Below are 18622 nucleotides of genomic sequence, written 5' to 3' on the forward strand. Positions count from 1 at the left end.
CATAAAGAGACTGATCTTCTCTAACATAATGTAAAGATACGGAGTGGGGCACCTTGCGTTTACTTCCAGTTAAGTCTCTGCAGCCAGGGATGAGACTAGCTAAAAAGATCTACAATGAGGAAGGGCTGATCCTTTTATCGGATGAGGTGGAGCTAACGGCTTCCTTGATTAAAAGGCTCTCTTCGCTTGGCATTGATTTTGTTTATATTTCGGATCCTAGAACTGCAGATATCCAGATTCCCGCCCTTATATCGGAGGAGACTGAGCGAATGGCTATGCAGGAGCTCCAGTCGAGCTTCCTCAAGATTTCAAGCCATTCGCTGAAAGGCTTGGTTTATCCTTATTTGGGCAAAACTTTTCTGAATGTAGTAGAAACCATAATGAAAGACTTGGGCAGCAGAGAAGACGTAATGATTATGCTTGGGAATATTCATTCCACCGATCAAACGTTATTCCGGCACTCGCTAAATGTTTGTATTTACACGCTTATGTTAGGCAAAGCTTTTGGTTACAGCCATCAGGAACTGACGGTTTTGGGATTGGGAGCGATCTTGCACGATATCGGAAAAACTAAAATCGATCCGTCGATTCTCCACAAGCCGGAAAGACTCAGCAGCGTTGAATTCGAAGTGATGAAACAGCATGCGGAAATAGGATATAAGCTGCTGAAGGATGAGCCTGGAATTCCGCTTCAGGCGGCTCATTGTGCCTATCAGCATCATGAGCGGATCGACGGCAGCGGTTATCCCCGCGGGTTAAAAGGAAATGACATTCACGATTATGCGCAGTGGATCAGCATAGCAGATTCTTATGACGCGATGACTTCGCAGCGGGTTTATAACCAGGCCTTATTGCCCCATCAGGCGGTAGAGATCTTGTACGCGGGCTGCGGAACGTTATATGAGAAACAGAAGCTTGAGATTTTCCGGGATCATGTTGCGATTTATCCGCTAGGGATGACCGTTGTTCTGAATACCGGAGAGATAGGCGTCGTTTCCAAGATCCATCCGTTTGCGCCGCAGAGACCGGTGGTCCGGGTGCTGCATTGCCCGAATCGCGGAGAACTGCAGGAGCCATACGAGATTGATCTTCTGAAGCAGCTGAATATTGTGATTACAAGTATCAACGAATCGGCTTCGCCCCAACTTGAACAGGTTTAATCAACAACAGGCTCGTCCGCTGCGGACGGGTCTGTTTTATTCATCATGTGCGGAGAAAAGTCATTTCATGGTATGATAGGGAGTATACAAAAAACATCGGTCAAAGCTTTTGCCAAGTTGTGATCAGGTTAATAATAGGATAAAGGTGAATAAATCATGAGTATGAGTAGCATTTCGCAAGGTGAACCGCAGTCTATTTCTCCGGTCAATGATCCGTGGGATCCAATCCGGTCCCTACGCCAATTCGGCCGGCACCGGCTAACCAGTGTGGAGATGACTGTAACGAACCTTTGTAATATGCGCTGTGAACACTGTGCGGTCGGCGACAGTCTGGTGCTAAAGGAGCCCGAGCAAATTCCGCTGGATCTGATGCTGAGAAGGCTGGAAGAGGTCGAGCATTTAGAGACCATCAGTATTACTGGCGGTGAACCTTCCTTCCGTTTGAAGACGGTGGAAGAGAAGATCATTCCTCTTCTGAAATATGCCAAAGAACGGGGCGTACGTTCTCAAATCAACTCCAATTTGACTTTGGACTACGGGCGGTATGAGAAATTGCTGCCTTATTTGGACGTTATGCATATTTCTTTCAATTACACGGATGTTAAGGACTTTCATGAGGTAGGTTTTGCAAGAAGCGGTCATCCGGTCAGCCTGGAGGCAGCCTCCAGAATGTATGACGCCATGATTAACAATGCCTACAGATTAAGTCAGGACGGCATGTTTATTTCAGCGGAATCCATGATAAACTATCGTACACACCGGAAATTGCCGGAAATTCACCGGCTGATTCTGGAGATGGGCTGTAAGCGTCATGAAGTGCATCCGATGTATGCTGCGGATTTTGCGGAAGGTCTGCCTGTGTTGTCTTTGGAAGACATGCGTGCGGCGATTCATCAGCTGCTGGATGCGCGCGACCCTGAGGTTTGGATGCTGTTTGGCACCCTGCCGTTTTTCGCCTGCAGCTTTAATGCTGAAGATCAGGAGCTGGTATCCCGGCTGCGGAAGGAGAAAAATGTAACGGTTCGCAATGATCCGGATGGACGTAACCGCGTGAACGTAAATATGTTTACGGGCGATGTCTTTGTGACCGATTTTGCCGCGATTCCGTCTTTCGGCAACATTGCCGGCCAGAAGCTGGATGACATCTTTGAACGCTGGATTTCCGAGCATCCTTTGTCCGGAAGCGTCAACTGCTTCTGCGATACCGCCAATTGCTGCGGACCCAATCTGCTGGTAGCGGATATGTATTATAAAGATACCGATTTCAAATCGCGCAAAGCGATTAACTTATAGAAATGAGGCGTTGGTTTTGCCCAGTCACACGGAATTCGAAATAGGCAGACTTTTTTTGAATTTACTGCTCGTTTTTGTTCTGGTTTTTCTGAACGGCGTATTTGTAGCCGCTGAATTTTCCCTGGTTAAGATGAGACAATCCAGACTGACTCAGCTCGTGAGCGAGGGGAACCGCCGGGCCGGTTATGCTTTAAAAGTAAACCAAAGGCTGGACGCCTATTTATCTGCCACTCAGCTTGGCATCACCTTAGCTTCCCTTGGACTTGGCTGGGTGGGCGAGCCGGCGGTGTCAGAGCTGCTCATCGAGCCGTTGATGTATCGTTTGGGAGTGACGGACGAAACATTGATCACAACCATTTCGGTGGCGGTCGGGTTCTTCGTAATCACCTTCCTGCATATCGTGCTTGGCGAGCTGGCGCCGAAGTCACTGGCAATTCAGAAGACGGAAGGCACCACCTTGTGGTTATCGGCGCCGCTGTTATATTTCTACAAGCTGTTTATGCCGGTCATATGGCTGCTGAATACAGCAGCTAACGGCATCCTCAAACTGATGGGGGTAGAACCAGCCAGTGAGATGGACGCGGCCCACTCTGAAGAGGAAATCCGCATATTGATGAATCAAAGCGCAAAGAGCGGAGTCATCGACAAAGACGAGATGAAGCTGATGGACAACATCTTTGATTTCTCAGACTTGCTGGCTCGTGAAATTATGCTTCCCCGTACGGACATGGACTGCTTATATACGAACTTATCGTGGGAAGAAAATTTGAAAATCGTTGCGGAAACCAGACATTCCCGTTACCCGGTTGCCCACGAGGATAAAGACCAGATTATCGGTTTTGTACATATTACTGACATGCTCCTGCCCGGCGCCGGAGAGAACAAAAACCTGGAGGACATCCTTCGTCCGATCCTGAACGTTCCGGAATCCATGGAGATCAGTCACGTCCTGCGCCTGATGCAGACCCGTCATTCCCAAATGACACTTGTCGTCGATGAATACGGCGGAACAGCGGGACTGCTGACGGCAGAAGAAATTTTAGAAGAAATTGTGGGCGATCTGCACGATGAATTTGAGGACGAGCGTCCTGAGGTGGAAACGCTGGCAAACGGTGTGTACTCTGTCGACGGCCGTCTGCTGATTGAAGAAGTTAATGATCTGACAGGGACCGACATCGAAGATGAAGAGGTCGATTCGATTGGCGGCTGGCTCTTCAAAGAGCTGGAAGGAGCCCCGCTCAAAGGGAAAAAGGTCCAGCACGACAACGTGGTATTTGAAGTAGCGGAAGCTGCAAGACTGCGGATTACCCGTGTCAAAATCTACAGAATTGAAAAACCTGCGGAGAAACAGGAGCTCAGCTCCCCGGGAGAGTAAGCTCTCCTCGCTCACGGTTTCTTCAATCTATCTGTACCTACATATTATGAAGCATGACCCGGAAAGACCGCTATCTCTGCGGCTTTCCGGGTTTTCTGTTTTGTTGGGACCGGGACGGGTTGTTTGATTCCGGACTAATTTTTTTGGTCATAATCCAGCGAAAGGAAGTTCATTTTCTAGGCGTTTGTCATATGTTAGGAATAGGTGATCTGCGATTTAGGCTTATTACGTCTGGTCTGAATATGCAAAACAGCCAAAGGAGGTTTAAACAGTGGAATTCTCTCAGGTACGTGTGTATCATCCCTTCATTGGGCCGTTTGATCCTTGCCCTCCCATCGTTACCAAAACCTATCAGACACCGCCGCAGTTGTTCATTCCTTTCCAGCCGCCGAATTTGCCGCAATTTAGTCCCAAAGAGGCCCTGTTCAAAGGCACATTATGGCCGGCTCTCTTCAGCCCTTACGAATCCAAATGGGGAAAGGGGCAATAAGTGATGGAACCGCAAAGACCTTGTGAACCCGAGTTTTATGAACTGCTGGAGCAGCTTCAGGCGATTGATTTTGTGCTTGTAGAGCTGAATTTGTATCTCGATACCCACCCGGATGATTTACAGGCAATTCAGCAATTTAATGTGCTGACCCAGGAACGTACCCAACTGGCGAATATTTTTCAGGAAAAGTATGGACCGCTTCAGGGCTTCGGACGCGCTTACAGTCGTTATCCGTTTGAGTGGTCGCAACCGCCTTGGCCATGGCAGGTGTAAGGCCTTCCACGGCGGCCGGCTATTTTATTTTTTTAGGAGGGATCGTTTGAATGTGGGTTTATGAGAAGAAATTGCAATATCCAGTCCGGGTAGGCAAATGTGATCCCCGCATGGCGAAACTGCTGCTTGAGCAATATGGGGGAGCAGACGGCGAATTGGCTGCGGCCCTACGTTACCTGAACCAACGTTATACGATTCCTGATAAAGTTATAGGACTGCTTAATGATATAGGCACTGAGGAATTTGCTCACCTTGAAATGATTGCTACGATGGTCTACAAGTTGACTAAGGACGCAACCGTTGAGCAGCTTAAAGCGGCCGGACTTGATCCGCATTACGTCAATCACGACAGTGCTTTGTATTATCAAAATGCCGCTGGCGTGCCATGGACAGCTACTTACATTCAGGCAAAAGGCGATCCGATTGCCGATCTCTACGAAGATATTGCGGCTGAGGAAAAGGCGCGGGCTACATATCAGTGGCTGATCGACATGACCGATGATGTCGACATCCAGGACGGCCTGAAATTCCTGCGCGAGCGGGAAATTGTGCATTCGCTCAGATTCCGGGAAGCCGTGGAGATCTTGAAAGACGACCGGGAGACGAAGAAGATTTTTTGAGGGCTCTATAAAGGTATTAAAAGATGTGGCGACCTTCCCCGTAAATACGGTTAAGAGGTCGCCACATTTATTTAAGCTGACTGAGGGTCTGTTTATACGTTTTTTTTGATCTAAGCAGTTCTAGCTTCAAATAGCAATTTGATTTTTGCCAGAGCGTTTAGCCAGATACAGCAGGGAGTCCGTTTCTTCAAACAGGTTTTCCCGGGAAATCCCGCTGATATAGCTTTTCAGCCCTATGCTGACGGTTACGGCTTTTCCGCCCAGCTCATCGAAATCTGTCTCAGAAATTCGGTTTCTGATCGTTTCAAGTACAGTGTAAGATTCATGCAGCTCTTTACCATAGAGCAGAAGGGCAAATTCCTCGCCGCCATAACGGAAGGCCATGTCATGGGGTTCCAGATTCTCACGGATGATTCTTGAGACATGGAGGAGAATAAGATCCCCGGCCCTGTGTCCGTATTGGTCGTTGACCATTTTGAAATTGTCGATATCCAGCAGTGCCAGGTGAAAACCTTCACCTTGTTGGCCGCGTTCCAAGGCTGTATCAAAGAAAAGCTGAAACGTGCTGTGATTGTATAGCCCGGTTTGGGCATCTTTCCTTGATTGCTTCATGATCTGCCGTTTCTCTTTCTGCGCCCGCTCCAGATCTTGTACAAGCTCTCTTCCGCTGATGATAATAATGGCAGATACAAGGGTGCTGACAAGCAGGAAAATCGGCACCGAAAGCAGATCAAACGGGGTCAGGAAAGTACGAAACCAGGAATCCCCGAAATACATGGCCAGAAAGGCAATCGTTTGAAGGACGGACGTAAACAGGGTCAAATCCATTCGGAAAAAGATCGTCGAAGCCATTATGGGCAGAAGCAGCATGGCTGTGATGATCCGGATATCCATATTTAAATGGATGATCTCCAGAGAAAGGACCGCACCCGCTCCAAATAAACTGAAAAAGGTGTATTTGGGTGCCCATTTGTGAATCAGTTCAGCAATGACAACCGCCGTTCCCATCATCAGGGCAGGATACAGCAGAATATCCATGTAGAAGTCACGAGTTGTAATATCATAGGGTATAAGCCAGTAAGCAAACAGCTGAGCTGCGCCGTGAAGGACAATGATAATCCAGTAAACCCGCAGAAACCAGCGAATCCAGCTGCTCTGCCTATGCAGGGAGAGGGCGGACGGAGTAAAGAAATCTGTCATTTTCAAAGGTTTCACCACACGAATTAGGAAATAGAAAAAGTGACTGAATGTTTGTCCATTAGCCTGACAAATGTAGAATCCGATCTTCTGCCCAACAGACTTATTGTAAATTAATCCCTTCTGTCTGCCAACAAGTTTTACGGCAATTTCGGATTCAACTACATTTTCGGGGTGAAAACAATAGAGGATTCCTGTTTGCCGGATATCAGGCTTTGCCTTTATGATAAGAATTATCGGATGAATTATCAGATCAGGAATGCAAAAAAATGAATAAAATAATAGAAATGAAAGAACATCTGGGAGCAGCAGGAGGAATGGTTATGGACAGGGTGATTGCCATCAGTGATATTCACGGGGAGCTGGACAAGCTGACAAGGCTGCTGAAGGCAGCCGATTATAAGCCGGACAAAGATCAGCTTATTTTGCTCGGGGATTATATAGATCGGGGGCCGCAGTCCAGGCAGGTTCTAGATATGGTCATCGGTCTCCAAAGACAAGGAGCTTTTCTGCTGAAAGGCAATCATGAGGATTTGATGATTCAGGCGCTGACCACCAAGGAAGAACAGCCGTGGAACCGCTGGGTGGTCCGTAATGGCGGGGACAAAACGCTGCTCAGCTATGGATTGTTTGAACGCGATTTCCAATCGAAGGGGACAGGAGAGTCCTTTCGCATGCCGGTCATGTATGCTCCGGAGCTTTGGAAGCATCTTGAATTTGTGCAAAGCCTGGATCATTATATTGAAACCGATGACTTTATTTTTGTCCATGGCGGGGTGGATCCCGAGCAGGAGCTGGCCCAAACGCCGCCTTATACGCTGATGTGGATACGGACTCCGTTTCACAACGGATATGCCGGCAAGAAGAAAGTGGTGTTCGGCCATACACCGACCAGCGGTCTTCATGGCGATGCGGCTAACAATCATGTATATTATGGGGAAAATAACATTATCGGCATCGATGGCGGCGCCGTTTTCGGCGGTCAGCTTAATGCGCTGGATGTAACAAACGGCATCGTTTATTACGTTCGATGAAACGTTAACGAAAAACAAATAGAAACTGAACAGAAAACGAACAAAAGATATATCCGCTAACAGCGGATGATCAGGAGGAGACAGTAGATCATGGAAACCAGCAAGCCGTTGATTAAACCGCAGGCGATTGTATTTGATATGGACGGGACTTTGTTTCAAACGGAAACACTGCTGATCCCGGCTTATCACAATGTGTTTAATAAATTGCGCGAAGAAGGACTTTATACCGGAGAGACGCCTCCGGAGCAGCTGATGCTGGGCAGCCTGGGCATGCTGCTGGAAGACATCTGGAAGGTGGTCATGCCTAAAGAACAGGTTCATGTTCACCGCAGAGCCGATGAGTTGCTGCTGCAGTTTGAACTTCAAGGGCTGCAGGAGGCTACTTCCAAGCTTTATCCGTCTGTTCCAAATACGCTTTGGGAGCTGCATGATCGCGGCGTGAAGCTGTTTGTTGCCAGCAACGGCCTGGAGCATTATGTGAAAGGTGTGGCTGCAGCCCATCAGATCGCGCCTTTGTTTGACGGCTTATACAGCGCCGGAGAATATGCAACCACCTCCAAGGTGGATTTGCTTCGGCGCCTGATGGACGACCATGGAATGGAGAGAATCTGGATGGTCGGCGACCGCTCCTCCGATGTAGAAGCGGGCATCAAGAACGGGCAGACGGTAATCGGCTGCGCTTATGCCGGTTTTGGCAAAGAAGATGAGCTGAAAGGCTCGGATGTGCTGATCGACGATTTCAGCCAGCTCTTGGCGTTATATGATCAGGCAGCAGAATAAGCCATGAACGGCAAAACAGACCCTTAATCAAGAGGGTCTGTTTTTTTAGCTTTTTGTTTATAGGACCATAAAGCATATTCCAGCGGCTTCAGGATGGCGTTGCGGTAGGCTTCCTTGTCTCCGCTTCGGGCAAATACTTCCCGGGCCGGCTTCGGGTTAACCTCCAGCACGTAGATGTGGCCACTGCGGTCAATGGCCAAATCGAGCGCGAGCTCGCACAGAGGCCCATAAAGCCCATCCAGATACGACGCTATGCCAAGGCTTACTCTCTCGGCCTCGTGCCGCACCTCAGCTACCTTTTGCTCCGAATGTATCCATGTCTTGAGCAGTGTATTCATCTCCGCGGCCGAACCTCCGCCATGCAGGTTGGAGGTCACGCTGCGTGCGGGACCAATCCTTCCCGCACAGCCGGTCACGGACCAGACACCGCTGCCGTTTTTCTGCACCAGCATTCGGTAGTCGTGTACTCGGCCGTTTGGCAGCCTGATGTCGATGCCTTCCTGTACCAGAAACCGGGTGCCTTTTTTCCAGTTCAGCAAATAGGGTCCCATCCGGGAAAGGTGCAGCTTCTGAGGGGGAACAATCTTCCGCTGCCGGTTCCGTCCCTGGATTCTGTACATTTGCGAGCCGAGTTTCTCAATGCAGAGGATCCCCCGGCCGCCGGTGCCTTGAATCGGTTTAATGTAAATGCAGTTATTTTTCTTCAGCATGGCATATATATCCGAAAGAGAATTGAAATAGTCAGTGTCCGGCAAATAGTTCTTGAATTCGGGCCTGCGTGACAACACCTGATAAATCGTCCACTTGTCCCGCAGAGGTTTGTTGAGGAAATGAAGATGTCCGTAACGTCTGCGGAAAATGCGGAGCTGTTCGAATCGTTTGCTCTTCTGGATGCGGCAGCGGTCAAAAATCATATCGGGAAAAGGCCGCCAGGAACGCGACCATTTCCCCTGGATAGGATCGAACATCATCGCCTGGATCTTATTTTTATCCGCACTGACGTCGGAGGGGGTAAAAACAATCACTTTTAAGCCGATTTTATGCCCTTCCAGTGTCATGCGTTCGTAAATTTTCCGTTCTTCAAGCTGTTTTCTGTCATTCAGATACAGCGTCAGAATGCCGAGTACGGGCTGCGGCAAAATATTCACCTTCTTTTTTGGGAAGTTGGCTTACCGGCTGCCGGAGCGCTCTTCAAAGTCCCCGGGCTTCCCTGATAAAAGAAGCGTTGGTTTACCGGTTGGTCCTGTAGTAATCCCGCCGGCCGACAACCCGGCCTTGAAGCACATTTTAAGGCTGGCCAGGTTATCCAGGGCTACTTTACAATTGAGCTGTCCCATTTGCTCCAGCTGTGCTTTCATCAGGAGAGTGCCTATGCCTCTGCTGCGATAAAGCGGGTGTACAACAACTGCGCTCAAGTCTTTGCCGTACCCAGCCGTGCAAAGAACACCGGCCAGGCGCCGGCCGTCCTCTGTCCATACTACAGCTTGCATAATCCCGGTCCCCGGCTCGGCAAAGGACTGTGGAGTCAAGCGGAGAACAGAGCGATAAGCATCCTCTGTAATTCGTTTAGATCCATATTTTCGTATGAAAGCCAGCAGGGTGCTGTGATACCTTTCCCAGGAAGCAAGCTCTTCCGGCCTAACGGAGGATATTTGCATCAGATCGCCTCCTTGTTTGGACATTTCCGGGAGGGCGTGTCACCCTTTTTTCGTTTTGGAAAGATAATTGCTGTATTGAAACAGCCGCTGCAGTGATTTTTGACGGATCTGCGGTTCGTCGAATTTCATGGGTCTAGAATTGGCTTCGAAGAACCAGAGCTTCCCGTCTTCATCCACGCCCAAATCCATCGACATTTCCCCAAGCTTGTGTCCGCAGGCCCGTTCAATCTGGCGGGCAATGACGAGCGAGGAGGTTCGCGTCAATTCCAGGAGCTCCTCGGTTGTCTCGCTGCCAAAGACCGGCAGCAGCATTTCCTTTGGATTCTCCACGCTGCCGCCCTGCGGGACATGAGTGGTGATTCTCTTCCGGCCGGCCAGCCTTGCCCCGGTACCGGTAACGGACCAGAAGCCGCGACTCGTCTTCTGCACCAGCACACGCAGATCAAAGCGGCGTCCCTGATAGCTGGCCAGCTTGATCTCCTGCTGCATGATGTAAGGCGTTTTGCCGGTTTCAAGCCGAATTCGCCGCCAGAGCAGCGGGAATTTGCTTGTTTTATAAATTACGTTCCGGTTTGGAGCCTGGATAATCAGCTTGTAAGGTTTCTTATCCTGAGGGTCGTGGGTGAGCTTCATGATGCCTTTGCCGGCTTTGCCGCTCTCAGGCTTCAGATACAGCTGCGGATATTCAGCAAGCATAGCCGCAAGTGAAGACCGGGAGCCGAGCCGTTTCGTGGCAGGTACAAACCCGGCCGTCTGTTTGGATTTTCTCAGCCAGCCGAACAGCTTCCATTTGTTGAAGAAAAAGGGGTTAAACAGCTGAATATGCGGGTGGCTTAAGCAGGCACTGATCTTCCGCTGGATGACGCCTTTCTTCTCCTCCTCGCGGTTGGGAATGCGGCTATAAATGATATCCGGCAGCGGGAACGACTGCTGGATCCATTGCTTGCCGTCGGCTTGATAGGTGTAGCCCTGTACCTGATCTGCAGACAGCTTGAGGTCACGGGTAGTCAGCACATACACCTGATAACCGAGCTCTTTGCCGGTTTTGAGAATGTCCCGGAAGTTGGCGTGGTTACCGGCAAATTTACGGGCCGGATCAGCAACCGTCAGGACCGCTATCACCGGTTTGTGGTCATCCTGGCTGGTGAAGCTCATGCTTCCTCCCTCCTCCGGAATTTACTAAGGTACATACAATGCTCAAGAATATGCTGGATAGAGGCGCGGCCCTCCACTTTAAGCTGCGGGTGCTTGAAGATGGAGCGCCCAGGTTTGGCATTGGCTTCAAACATCCAGATATTCTCATCTTTATCGATGCCCAGGTCAAAGCCAAGCTCGCCGATCAAATGCTTATGATGCTGTTCGATGCTTTCAGCCAGAGTCACGGCGACCTGTTTGGCTCTCCGCAGCATTTCTTCGCTCTTCGCGCCAAAAGCGCGTGTCAAAGCCTGCTGCGGGGTCAGCAGCGAGCCGCCGTTTTTGATATGGGTGGTGACGCTGCCTTTGCCGGCCTTTTTGGCCCCGATTCCGACAACTACCCATTGATTGCGGCCGTTCTTATGCATATGGAAGCGGAAGTCGATCGGACATCCGTCCACTTCGATCAGCCGGATTCCCTGCTGGACCACATAGCTGCGAAGTCCGCGGCCATGGCGGTGCTGCAGCGTTCTCATTAGCGAACCGAAGCTGCTGAACTTCTGCAGCGCGTTGCCTGATTTCCTGCGGTACCGGACAAAATAACCGGTTTGCGGCACATAGGAGATCCGGTAAATACCGTTGCCAAGGCTCCCGCCGCTGGGTTTGTAATACACGATGGAATGCCGATCCAGCATATCCTTGATTTGATCGCTTGTAGGATTAATGATGGACTCCGGCACATATTTATTTACTGCAGCATCGTGTTCGAGCAGCCGGTAGATATCGGATTTATTGAAGAAGCTCCAGTTAAAGAAGGGGATTCTTCTGCGAATAAATCGTTCCCGCAGCTGCTGAATCGATGTGGTGGTTTCCGCTCTCCTGCTTGGCAGGCGATTATAAACAACGTCAGGCAGCGGGACCCGCTGGCGGTAGAAGGTGCCTGATTCATTTAGGAAAAAGCCGTTGACCGTTTCTTCCTGCCAATTGATGTCCCGCGGGGTGAAGGCGAAAATATAGCACATTCTGCTGCCTTCCCGAAGCAGCGACTTGATGAACCCGGTCCGGGAGCCAAACGGCTGTTGGGCAGAGGAGGTAGGGCCATCAGAGAGAACGCCGATGAGGGGTCCAATCTGCACCTCGTCGTTTTGGTTCAGGCTACGCAGGAAGATGGAGCCGGTTTTTGGAACGCGAATCCCACGCCGTACGCCTGAAGCCAGATAGAGATGATTACCGGATTTGCGGATCGGCTTTACGGATGCATACATTCGGTCAGCGCCCAGCCGCAGATTCACCTTCTTTTTACCGCTCAGTTTGAGCTTTTTGAGCAGGGAGCCCGATACATAGACGACGCTTTGGGGCTGCTGGGTAAAGTGCACATTGCAGAAAGTCAAACTCATGGGTTATCCTCCTAAGAGTTTTGCTGCGCGAAGCCCATATTCCATGAACACACGCGGCAAATAATCTTCAATTGAAGCGTTAGCTTTCATTACGAAATCTCAGCCGCTTCAACTGGTTTCAGGTTGCTTCAGCAAATAACAAGCGTATAACACGGGATTCTCCACGGCTTTTCTGGCTCCGCTGCTGTCTCCGATTCCGAAGAAAGCGCTGCGGCCGGGCTTTGAATTCACTTCGAGCAGCCAGATCCGTGCTTCCGAATCAATACCGAAATCAAGGCCGAGCTCTGCGAGTCTGCCAAACCGTTCTTCCAGATAAGGAGGAATAACGGCGGACAATTGGCGAAGGTTGGCGATAATCGACCGGGCAGCCGTTGGTCCAAATTCACGGCTCAGCAGCTGGTCTGCCCGGCAGGCTTTGCCGCCCCCGTGCAGATTGGAGGTCAAAGAACCGGCTTTGCCGACCCGGGCGGCCATTCCGGTCATCGACCATTGGCCTTCTTTGCCTTTTTGCATAAGCACCCGGATATCAAATGGTTCCCCGGAACGAGTTGAAAGCCTCAGCTTGGGCTGTGCTAGAAAAGGTTTGCCCCGTCGCAGCGATTCGATATAACGGGCGGTATCCCGGCCTGAATGGAACCTGTGCTGAAAGACCTCGTTGCTGATGTCACGGCCCGACAGCAGGTACACACGCCGCTCTCCGAATTGACGTTCCTTAAGATGAAGCGCCAGTTTGCCATGGGTACCGAACTGGGGTTTTAGAAATATCTCTCCTTGCCAGCGGTTAAGCAGTTCTTTTAATTGTCTGAAATTTTCGTATTTAAAGGTTTCGGGCAAATAGGGGGCGATTTCCTGATTTTGTTTAAGCGCCTCATAGACGATCCATTTGCCGGCGGTTCCTCTTCCGAGAAGGCGGAACCTGTGTTTCTCGGCGAGTGCCGCAAGCTGCCTTCGTTTCTCCCATTTTTGCGTTCCTGAGCTGAAGAAACGGTCATAAACCACGTCCGGGAGCGGGAACTTTCGGTTCACCCAGCTTCCATCCCGGAACGTATAACCCGTGATTTGATCTTCATCCGTTTCTGCGCGGGGCGTGAAGGCATAGGCGGTTAAACCGTGTCCGGATGCGGCAAGACAAAGCTTCCGGGCAAACCCCGACTCGGCGAAAGGAGCCGGACCGTCCGGAGTTGCCGCAACCAAGATGCCGAGCGTTCCAGTTCTCTTTGGTTGTGCTTGTGATTTAGCCTGCTTTCCAGATTCCATATTGGAGGCTCCTTTCGCTGCGGATGTCTTCCCGGAGGCATCCTGTCAATATCCCGACAAGTAACTGGCATAATCGAGCAGCCGCCGGACGGATGGACGAATCTTGTTGTCGCCAAGAGGCGTATTGTCATTCTTAGAGGGTTTGGAGTTGACCTCCAGCAGCCAGATCCGGCCCGATTGATCCATGGCCAAATCAATGCCCAGCTCGCCGAAATGGGCCGAGGAATGATCATCCATGCCCTGGGCGATTTCAAGGGCGGCTTTATGCAGTCTAACTCCGGCTTTCTGTTTAATGGCTGTTGGCAGAGAACTGCGTTCTACCGCGTCTTTAACGGTCGAGAGCGTCCCACCTCTGGCCAGATTGGAGACAAAATGCTGGGACCCGGCAATCCGCGCAACGACCGAGGTGACAGCCCACTGGCCGCGATTGTTCTTCTGTACCAGTGCGCGGAAATCAACGGGGCGTTTAGCCATTTCAATCAGGTGGAGCCCCTGCTGGATCTGATAGCGGGTCGTCTTCATTTTGCCGGCTAAAGCGTTGTGCAGCTTGGTCAGACTGTCATGATTTTGTTTACGGACTCCATATTCCTGGGTGGTTTGAGACATAAAAGAGCCTCCCGGCATGCGCTGGATCCGGATAATGCCTTTACCGAGACTGCCTTTGACCGGCTTCAGGAAAACAATTGGATATTTGGCAAGCATGCTCTTTAGGCTGGTCAAACCTCGGTGCAGATGAGATTCCGGGAGGTAGCGGACAAGCTGCCCGTCTTTCTGCAGAGCATCAAAAACTTCGGTTTTGTCGAGATATTTTTCATTGAAAAAGTGGCTTCGGTAACGGTTCTTAACCTCATGCATAAAGTGCTGGACACTTGGTTTGTTCTCCAGCTTCCGCGAAGTCAGACGGTTGTAATAAACGTCGGCTACCGGGAACTCTCTCGCCCGCCAGGCCTTGTCGAACACCCAACCTTTAATGCTGGAGACACCTTGCTCGATGCCCTCGGGAGTGATGAAGTAAACAAAGGCTCCCTGCTTCTGGCCTGCGGCGGTCATCTCCCTGCAGAAAGCGGTAATTTGGCCGAAGGGCCTTTCCGGGTTACCCGGATAATCCCGACTGATCAGCACGCCGACAACCGGTCCTAAATGCAGGGTTCTCGAGTTCGGCGTATACACCAGGCGAAGCACGGTCTGCGGGGGAATGCCCATTTTTTCGGCCAGATAAGAACTGATGCGCAAGCTGGTTGCTTTGCTTTGCGGGATAACTCTGACGTAGTACTCAAAAGAGCCGAATAACATCCGGATGGGTGTCTGGGAGGGGATTTTCATCCTTTTTACCGCTGCTGCCCCAAGCACAATGTCGCTGTCTCCGAGTAAGCCCGGATTCATGATTCTAATGGGTAGTTTTATGGAGGGCATTTGACGTTCTCCTTCCAACCTGAGGCTGGTCACTTTATACTGATGGCACGACCTGCATGATTGCATGTATTTCATCATATGAGGACATTTTTACCTTGGTGATTAGCCTCGGGGATGAATTTGCCCGGGGTTTTTGCTTCAGGTCAGCGGGTACGGTATAATGCCAAAGACTAAGGTAATAGAGGAGATGTCATTCATGAACATTTACGATCAGGCCCACGGGCTTGCCAAAGCGCTGAAAGAAAGCAAAGAAGTAGAGGAAATTAACGCAGCTATGAAGCTGGTGGATGCCGATCCTGAGAGCAAACGGATGCTGGAGGATTTCCGCAGCCGTCAAATGGAGGTTCAGCAGCGGATGATGTCCGGTGATATGCCTGCCCAAGAGGAAATGGAGCAGATGGAGAAGCTGTTTGATACGCTCAGCCTGAACCTGAACATCCGCCGCCTGTTTGATGCGGAGCGCCGTCTTAGCGTGATCATTCAGGATGTGAACCAGATTATTTCGGACAGCCTGCAGGACTTGTACGGTACCAATAATCTGTAAAATCTAAATCTTTCAAGTAAACTCTCATATTTGTCCGTAAGCTTCATAGACTAGAAATATAGATTTCTAGCGAAGGAGTGTTTAGGGATGACAATTTGGGGGAAAGTAAAGCATATTTTGTACATGCTGGTTGCGCTGGCTATGCTGCTGTATGCGCTGCCGATGATTTCTTTTGCACCGGGCAGTGGCTGGGTGTCGTGGTTCGGCGCGGTTTGGGCTTTGTTTGCTTTTCTGGTGATCGGCGCTCATCTTCATTTCATTCTGGGAGTCGATACGGAGAACAAGAAGCAGCTTGAATGGATTCGTCAGGCCAAGCTGCGGGAGTGGCAGCTCAAGTGGTCCAAAGACCGCAAGCAAAGCCGGACTTTGTAAACTTGCTAAATCCGCTAAATTTGCTAGACTTTCGAAACTTCTGAACTTGCTGAACTCGCCGAGCGAGCTGAACTCACCGAAGAACCTGCTGAAGAACTCGCTAAACTCGCTGAACGCTTATTAAGACCAAGCCCTGTTGTCCTTTGTGGACAGCAGGGCTTTTTGTGCGTTTTATGTATTTTGCCCGGTTGGTGTCTTTGGTTTCGGGATGCGGCTAATGATGCTATAATAGATACAGATTAGTACAGATTTGCGTCCGGAGGGATAACAGATGGAGGGACACGAAGAAACCATAACCAAACACGAGCAGCTGCTCCAATATATAGAGGGTTTGAAGGTAGGTACTAAGATTTCGGTACGCAAGCTGGCCAAAAATCTTGGCGTCAGCGAAGGCACCGCCTATCGGGCTGTAAAAGAAGCGGAAAATGTAGGCATCGTCATTACGAAGGAACGGATCGGAACGGTGCGCGTGGAGAAGAAGCCGCGCAACTTGAGCGACCAGCTTTCTTTCGGCGATGTGGCCGAAATTGTGGAAGGTCATGTGCTAGGGGGGAATGAAGGGCTTGGCAAAGCGCTGCACAAATATGTGATCGGCGCGATGAAGATCGATGCGATGGTTCGTTACATAGACGCGGGCAGTCTCCTGATTGTCGGCAACCGTGAGGATGCGCATATTCTGGCGCTGGAACAAGGCTCGGGGGTGCTGATTACAGGCGGCTTTGGCACAAGCCGGGAGGTCAAGCAGCTGGCGGACAAGCTGGCACTGCCTATTATTTCTTCGCGTCACGATACGTTTACAGTAGCTTCCATGATCAACCGGGCGATCTTCGACCGGATTATCAAGAAGAAGATTATGCTGATCGAAGATATTGTCACGGCTTCCAAGAGAAAGGTCAGCTTCCTGAAGACGACCAGCTCTGTGGCCGACTTTAAACGGCTGGCCGCTGAGTCCGGACAGTCGCGGTTTCCGGTCACGGACGACTGGAACCGGGTTATCGGCATTGTCAGCCAGAAGGACCTTGAAGAAGCGGATCTGGAGCATTTGATTGAAAAATATCTCACACGCAGTCCGATCACGGCCGCTCTGCAGACCTCACTTGCTTCGGCTGCGCAAATTATGGTTTGGGAAGGCATTGACTTTCTGCCGATCGTGGACCGTAACCGGAAGCTGGTGTCTTCCGTCACCCGCAAGGAAGTTCTCCAAGCGATGCGGGACGCGCAGAATCAGCCGCAGCTTGGCGAGACATTTGAGCAGCTGATGTGGAACGGTTTCGCCGAGGAGCGCGGGGCGGACGGGCATTTATTTTTCCACGGGATCATTACGCCGCAGATGGCGACCAACCTGGGAACGATATCGGAGGGCGTGTTGTCCTCCTTAATGACCCAGGCCGGGCTGGCGGCAGCCAAGGATCTCAGCGGAAGCGGTTATGTGGTAGATAACATGACCACTTATTTCATCCGGCCGCTGCAGATTGAGAATCAGATCGTGATTACACCGGTTGTGCTTGAGGTCAGCCGCAGAACATGCAAACTTGAAATCGAGATGAGCCACCATGACGGCATTGCAGCCAAAGCGGTAATGACGCTGCAGTCGATCGATCATGGCTGACAAGGGAGCCGGCAGCGGCAGACTGCTGTTCGATTTTTCAGAGGGATGAGATGGATTTACGGAGTGGCTGCTTTTAAATCCACCCAGACCTGCAGCACGCCTTCACTGACCAGCATCGTTTTGATCTGAATGCTGTACTCCTTGTCCCGGACCACATATCTCTTCTGGTTTAACAGGATGCGCGTCATTTTGGCGTCGCTGTCGATATCATACATATTCCGCCCCCGGAGAACGTTCAGCTCGGTTTGCAGCTTCTGCGTCACTTCCTTAACCACAAGGGAATCAAAAGGCGGATCATGTTCTTCAATTGTGATTTTGATCTCTTTGATTGCGGTTTGGCGCCGACTGTATTTCTTCATAGCCTGCAGATCAATTTTGGCTTGCTCCAATTCGATCTGCAGGTCTTTTTTCTCCGTCCAGATCCGGTTGTAGGCAGCATGGTACAGGGAGTTGTAGACAAGGCTTCCGGCCAGCATGCCCAGCACAAAGACGCCTGCAAGCTGCATAAAGGGACGAAAACGGTCAAACTGCGGCACTCTCATACGTTATCCCCGGCTCCCTCCGCACACCCATTTCACAAGCTCCGAGCCCATATGGGCGCCCAGAAAAGCAAACAATATATATAAAATCTGCTTGATAGCGGGCGACAGATTTCCATCAAAAAAATTGCTTTCAATGACCCGCATAGGGTCTATGGTTCCGCCGACGGCGGCAGCGAGCGCCCAGATTTTAATCCGGTCGGAAACGTCGAGCATGGTCTGGGTAGGAGGCTGAAGAGAGATGACAGCCCCGATGCCTCCGATCATCGCGCCTCCCAGAACGATGCCGAAGGCAATAAAGAAATCAAGGATGGCTTTGGTCATAAATGAGCTCATAGTGGCGGATTCTCCTCTCCAGCCCCGCTTGTCCGGAGCGCTTTTATACCATTGTATGGGCGAACCGTGCTCTTATATGATAAAATCTTTAATAGGAACGGATGTGCCTATCGGGGAAAAGGAAGAAGCCGAAGGTGGAGT

Annotated in this window: 20 protein-coding genes; 11 read left to right on the forward strand and 9 right to left on the reverse strand. The window is 50.6% G+C overall.

The genetic code is table 11. The annotated features are described in order from the left end of the window. Positions 1-89 precede the first annotated feature (89 nt). From CBE73_RS20710 to CBE73_RS20735, 6 genes are all read left to right on the forward strand, one after another. On the forward strand, positions 90-1160 hold the full coding sequence (locus CBE73_RS20710; RefSeq protein WP_094096450.1) for an HD-GYP domain-containing protein: 1071 nt from the start codon (positions 90-92) through the stop codon (positions 1158-1160). Between the two features lie 162 nt (positions 1161-1322). Continuing rightward, entirely contained in the window at positions 1323-2453 is a 1131-nt protein-coding gene (gene yfkAB, locus CBE73_RS20715; RefSeq protein ID WP_094096451.1) for a radical SAM/CxCxxxxC motif protein YfkAB, read from the forward strand. A 16-nt stretch (positions 2454-2469) separates the two neighbouring features. Then, positions 2470-3828: a hemolysin family protein gene (locus tag CBE73_RS20720; RefSeq protein WP_094095855.1), complete on the forward strand. Its 1359-nt coding sequence runs from the start codon at positions 2470-2472 to the stop codon at positions 3826-3828. Positions 3829-4099: 271 nt separating this feature from the next. Beyond that, positions 4100-4318 (forward strand): spore coat associated protein CotJA, encoded by a 219-nt coding sequence (locus CBE73_RS20725; RefSeq protein ID WP_094095856.1) that lies wholly within the window; start codon positions 4100-4102, stop codon positions 4316-4318. Positions 4319-4321: 3 nt separating this feature from the next. Then, positions 4322-4591, forward strand: coding sequence for a spore coat protein CotJB (locus CBE73_RS20730; RefSeq protein ID WP_094095857.1), 270 nt, complete (start codon positions 4322-4324; stop codon positions 4589-4591). A 50-nt stretch (positions 4592-4641) separates the two neighbouring features. After that, positions 4642-5211 carry a manganese catalase family protein gene (locus tag CBE73_RS20735; protein WP_094095858.1) on the forward strand — a complete coding sequence of 190 codons (570 nt, stop codon included), beginning with the start codon at positions 4642-4644 and terminating at the stop codon, positions 5209-5211. A gap of 126 nt (positions 5212-5337) precedes the next feature. On the opposite strand, the gene CBE73_RS20740 is transcribed toward CBE73_RS20735, so the two are convergent. Next, complete coding sequence (locus CBE73_RS20740; RefSeq protein ID WP_244905505.1) at positions 5338-6426, reverse strand: GGDEF domain-containing protein; 1089 nt, start codon at positions 6424-6426, stop codon at positions 5338-5340. A gap of 305 nt (positions 6427-6731) precedes the next feature. Here CBE73_RS20740 and CBE73_RS20745 point away from each other — a divergent pair, with 305 nt between their 5' ends. Together CBE73_RS20745 and CBE73_RS20750 are read left to right on the forward strand one after the other, a co-directional pair. Beyond that, on the forward strand, positions 6732-7442 hold the full coding sequence (locus CBE73_RS20745; protein ID WP_094095859.1) for a metallophosphoesterase family protein: 711 nt from the start codon (positions 6732-6734) through the stop codon (positions 7440-7442). 90 nt (positions 7443-7532) lie between these two features. Further along, a complete protein-coding gene (locus CBE73_RS20750) occupies positions 7533-8222 on the forward strand; it encodes an HAD family hydrolase (protein WP_094095860.1) in 690 nt (229 codons plus the stop codon). Positions 8223-8245: 23 nt separating this feature from the next. Here the strand turns inward: CBE73_RS20750 and CBE73_RS20755 are convergent, their stop codons facing one another. The 6 genes from CBE73_RS20755 to CBE73_RS20780 all read right to left on the reverse strand — a co-directional run bounded on the left by CBE73_RS20755 (position 8246) and on the right by CBE73_RS20780 (position 15081). Then, the gene (locus CBE73_RS20755) at positions 8246-9370 is read right to left on the reverse strand and encodes a YheC/YheD family endospore coat-associated protein (RefSeq protein WP_229752883.1); all 1125 of its coding nucleotides are present in this window, start codon (positions 9368-9370) and stop codon (positions 8246-8248) included. A 21-nt stretch (positions 9371-9391) separates the two neighbouring features. Further along, positions 9392-9904: a GNAT family N-acetyltransferase gene (locus CBE73_RS20760; protein WP_094095862.1), complete on the reverse strand. Its 513-nt coding sequence runs from the start codon at positions 9902-9904 to the stop codon at positions 9392-9394. A 15-nt stretch (positions 9905-9919) separates the two neighbouring features. Continuing rightward, a complete protein-coding gene (locus CBE73_RS20765) occupies positions 9920-11035 on the reverse strand; it encodes a YheC/YheD family endospore coat-associated protein (protein WP_094095863.1) in 1116 nt (371 codons plus the stop codon). Then, a complete protein-coding gene (locus CBE73_RS20770) occupies positions 11032-12411 on the reverse strand; it encodes a YheC/YheD family endospore coat-associated protein (protein ID WP_094095864.1) in 1380 nt (459 codons plus the stop codon). The genes CBE73_RS20765 and CBE73_RS20770 overlap by 4 nt, the downstream gene beginning before the upstream one ends. 108 nt (positions 12412-12519) lie before the next feature. Beyond that, positions 12520-13668: a YheC/YheD family endospore coat-associated protein gene (locus CBE73_RS20775; protein ID WP_094095865.1), complete on the reverse strand. Its 1149-nt coding sequence runs from the start codon at positions 13666-13668 to the stop codon at positions 12520-12522. A gap of 45 nt (positions 13669-13713) precedes the next feature. Beyond that, positions 13714-15081, reverse strand: coding sequence for a YheC/YheD family endospore coat-associated protein (locus CBE73_RS20780; RefSeq protein WP_094095866.1), 1368 nt, complete (start codon positions 15079-15081; stop codon positions 13714-13716). Between the two features lie 196 nt (positions 15082-15277). On the opposite strand from CBE73_RS20780, the gene CBE73_RS20785 reads away from it, so the two are divergent. The 3 genes from CBE73_RS20785 (at position 15278) to CBE73_RS20795 (ending at position 17606) form a co-directional block, all read left to right on the forward strand. Further along, entirely contained in the window at positions 15278-15625 is a 348-nt protein-coding gene (locus CBE73_RS20785; protein ID WP_094095867.1) for a YlbF/YmcA family competence regulator, read from the forward strand. 87 nt (positions 15626-15712) lie between these two features. Then, positions 15713-15997 (forward strand): hypothetical protein, encoded by a 285-nt coding sequence (locus tag CBE73_RS20790; RefSeq protein WP_094095868.1) that lies wholly within the window; start codon positions 15713-15715, stop codon positions 15995-15997. 271 nt (positions 15998-16268) lie between these two features. Then, a complete protein-coding gene (locus CBE73_RS20795; RefSeq protein WP_094095869.1) occupies positions 16269-17606 on the forward strand; it encodes a DRTGG domain-containing protein in 1338 nt (445 codons plus the stop codon). Between the two features lie 56 nt (positions 17607-17662). Here CBE73_RS20795 and CBE73_RS20800 read toward each other — a convergent pair whose 3' ends face one another. Together CBE73_RS20800 and CBE73_RS20805 are read right to left on the reverse strand one after the other, a co-directional pair. After that, positions 17663-18148: a sporulation membrane protein YtrI gene (locus tag CBE73_RS20800; protein ID WP_094095870.1), complete on the reverse strand. Its 486-nt coding sequence runs from the start codon at positions 18146-18148 to the stop codon at positions 17663-17665. Positions 18149-18151: 3 nt separating this feature from the next. Continuing rightward, on the reverse strand, positions 18152-18481 hold the full coding sequence (locus CBE73_RS20805; RefSeq protein WP_094095871.1) for a YtrH family sporulation protein: 330 nt from the start codon (positions 18479-18481) through the stop codon (positions 18152-18154). Positions 18482-18622: the final 141 nt, after the last annotated feature.

The sequence above is a fragment of the Paenibacillus physcomitrellae genome (assembly GCF_002240225.1).
GTDB lineage: Bacteria > Bacillota > Bacilli > Paenibacillales > Paenibacillaceae > Fontibacillus > Fontibacillus physcomitrellae.

What these genes read in the sequence shown, in the direction of transcription:
- CBE73_RS20710 (WP_094096450.1), top strand. Translation starts at nt 90, where the DNA reads ATGAGACTAGCTAAAAAGATCTACAATGAGGAAGGGCTGATCCTTTTA.
- yfkAB (WP_094096451.1), top strand. Translation starts at nt 1,323, where the DNA reads ATGAGTAGCATTTCGCAAGGTGAACCGCAGTCTATTTCTCCGGTCAAT.
- CBE73_RS20730 (WP_094095857.1), top strand. Translation starts at nt 4,322, where the DNA reads ATGGAACCGCAAAGACCTTGTGAACCCGAGTTTTATGAACTGCTGGAG.
- CBE73_RS20735 (WP_094095858.1), top strand. Translation starts at nt 4,642, where the DNA reads ATGTGGGTTTATGAGAAGAAATTGCAATATCCAGTCCGGGTAGGCAAA.
- CBE73_RS20745 (WP_094095859.1), top strand. Translation starts at nt 6,732, where the DNA reads ATGGACAGGGTGATTGCCATCAGTGATATTCACGGGGAGCTGGACAAG.
- CBE73_RS20750 (WP_094095860.1), top strand. Translation starts at nt 7,533, where the DNA reads ATGGAAACCAGCAAGCCGTTGATTAAACCGCAGGCGATTGTATTTGAT.
- CBE73_RS20760 (WP_094095862.1), bottom strand. Translation starts at nt 9,904, where the DNA reads ATGTCCAAACAAGGAGGCGATCTGATGCAAATATCCTCCGTTAGGCCG.
- CBE73_RS20765 (WP_094095863.1), bottom strand. Translation starts at nt 11,035, where the DNA reads ATGAGCTTCACCAGCCAGGATGACCACAAACCGGTGATAGCGGTCCTG.
- CBE73_RS20770 (WP_094095864.1), bottom strand. Translation starts at nt 12,411, where the DNA reads ATGAGTTTGACTTTCTGCAATGTGCACTTTACCCAGCAGCCCCAAAGC.
- CBE73_RS20775 (WP_094095865.1), bottom strand. Translation starts at nt 13,668, where the DNA reads ATGGAATCTGGAAAGCAGGCTAAATCACAAGCACAACCAAAGAGAACT.
- CBE73_RS20780 (WP_094095866.1), bottom strand. Translation starts at nt 15,081, where the DNA reads ATGCCCTCCATAAAACTACCCATTAGAATCATGAATCCGGGCTTACTC.
- CBE73_RS20785 (WP_094095867.1), top strand. Translation starts at nt 15,278, where the DNA reads ATGAACATTTACGATCAGGCCCACGGGCTTGCCAAAGCGCTGAAAGAA.
- CBE73_RS20790 (WP_094095868.1), top strand. Translation starts at nt 15,713, where the DNA reads ATGACAATTTGGGGGAAAGTAAAGCATATTTTGTACATGCTGGTTGCG.
- CBE73_RS20795 (WP_094095869.1), top strand. Translation starts at nt 16,269, where the DNA reads ATGGAGGGACACGAAGAAACCATAACCAAACACGAGCAGCTGCTCCAA.
- CBE73_RS20800 (WP_094095870.1), bottom strand. Translation starts at nt 18,148, where the DNA reads ATGAGAGTGCCGCAGTTTGACCGTTTTCGTCCCTTTATGCAGCTTGCA.
- CBE73_RS20805 (WP_094095871.1), bottom strand. Translation starts at nt 18,481, where the DNA reads ATGAGCTCATTTATGACCAAAGCCATCCTTGATTTCTTTATTGCCTTC.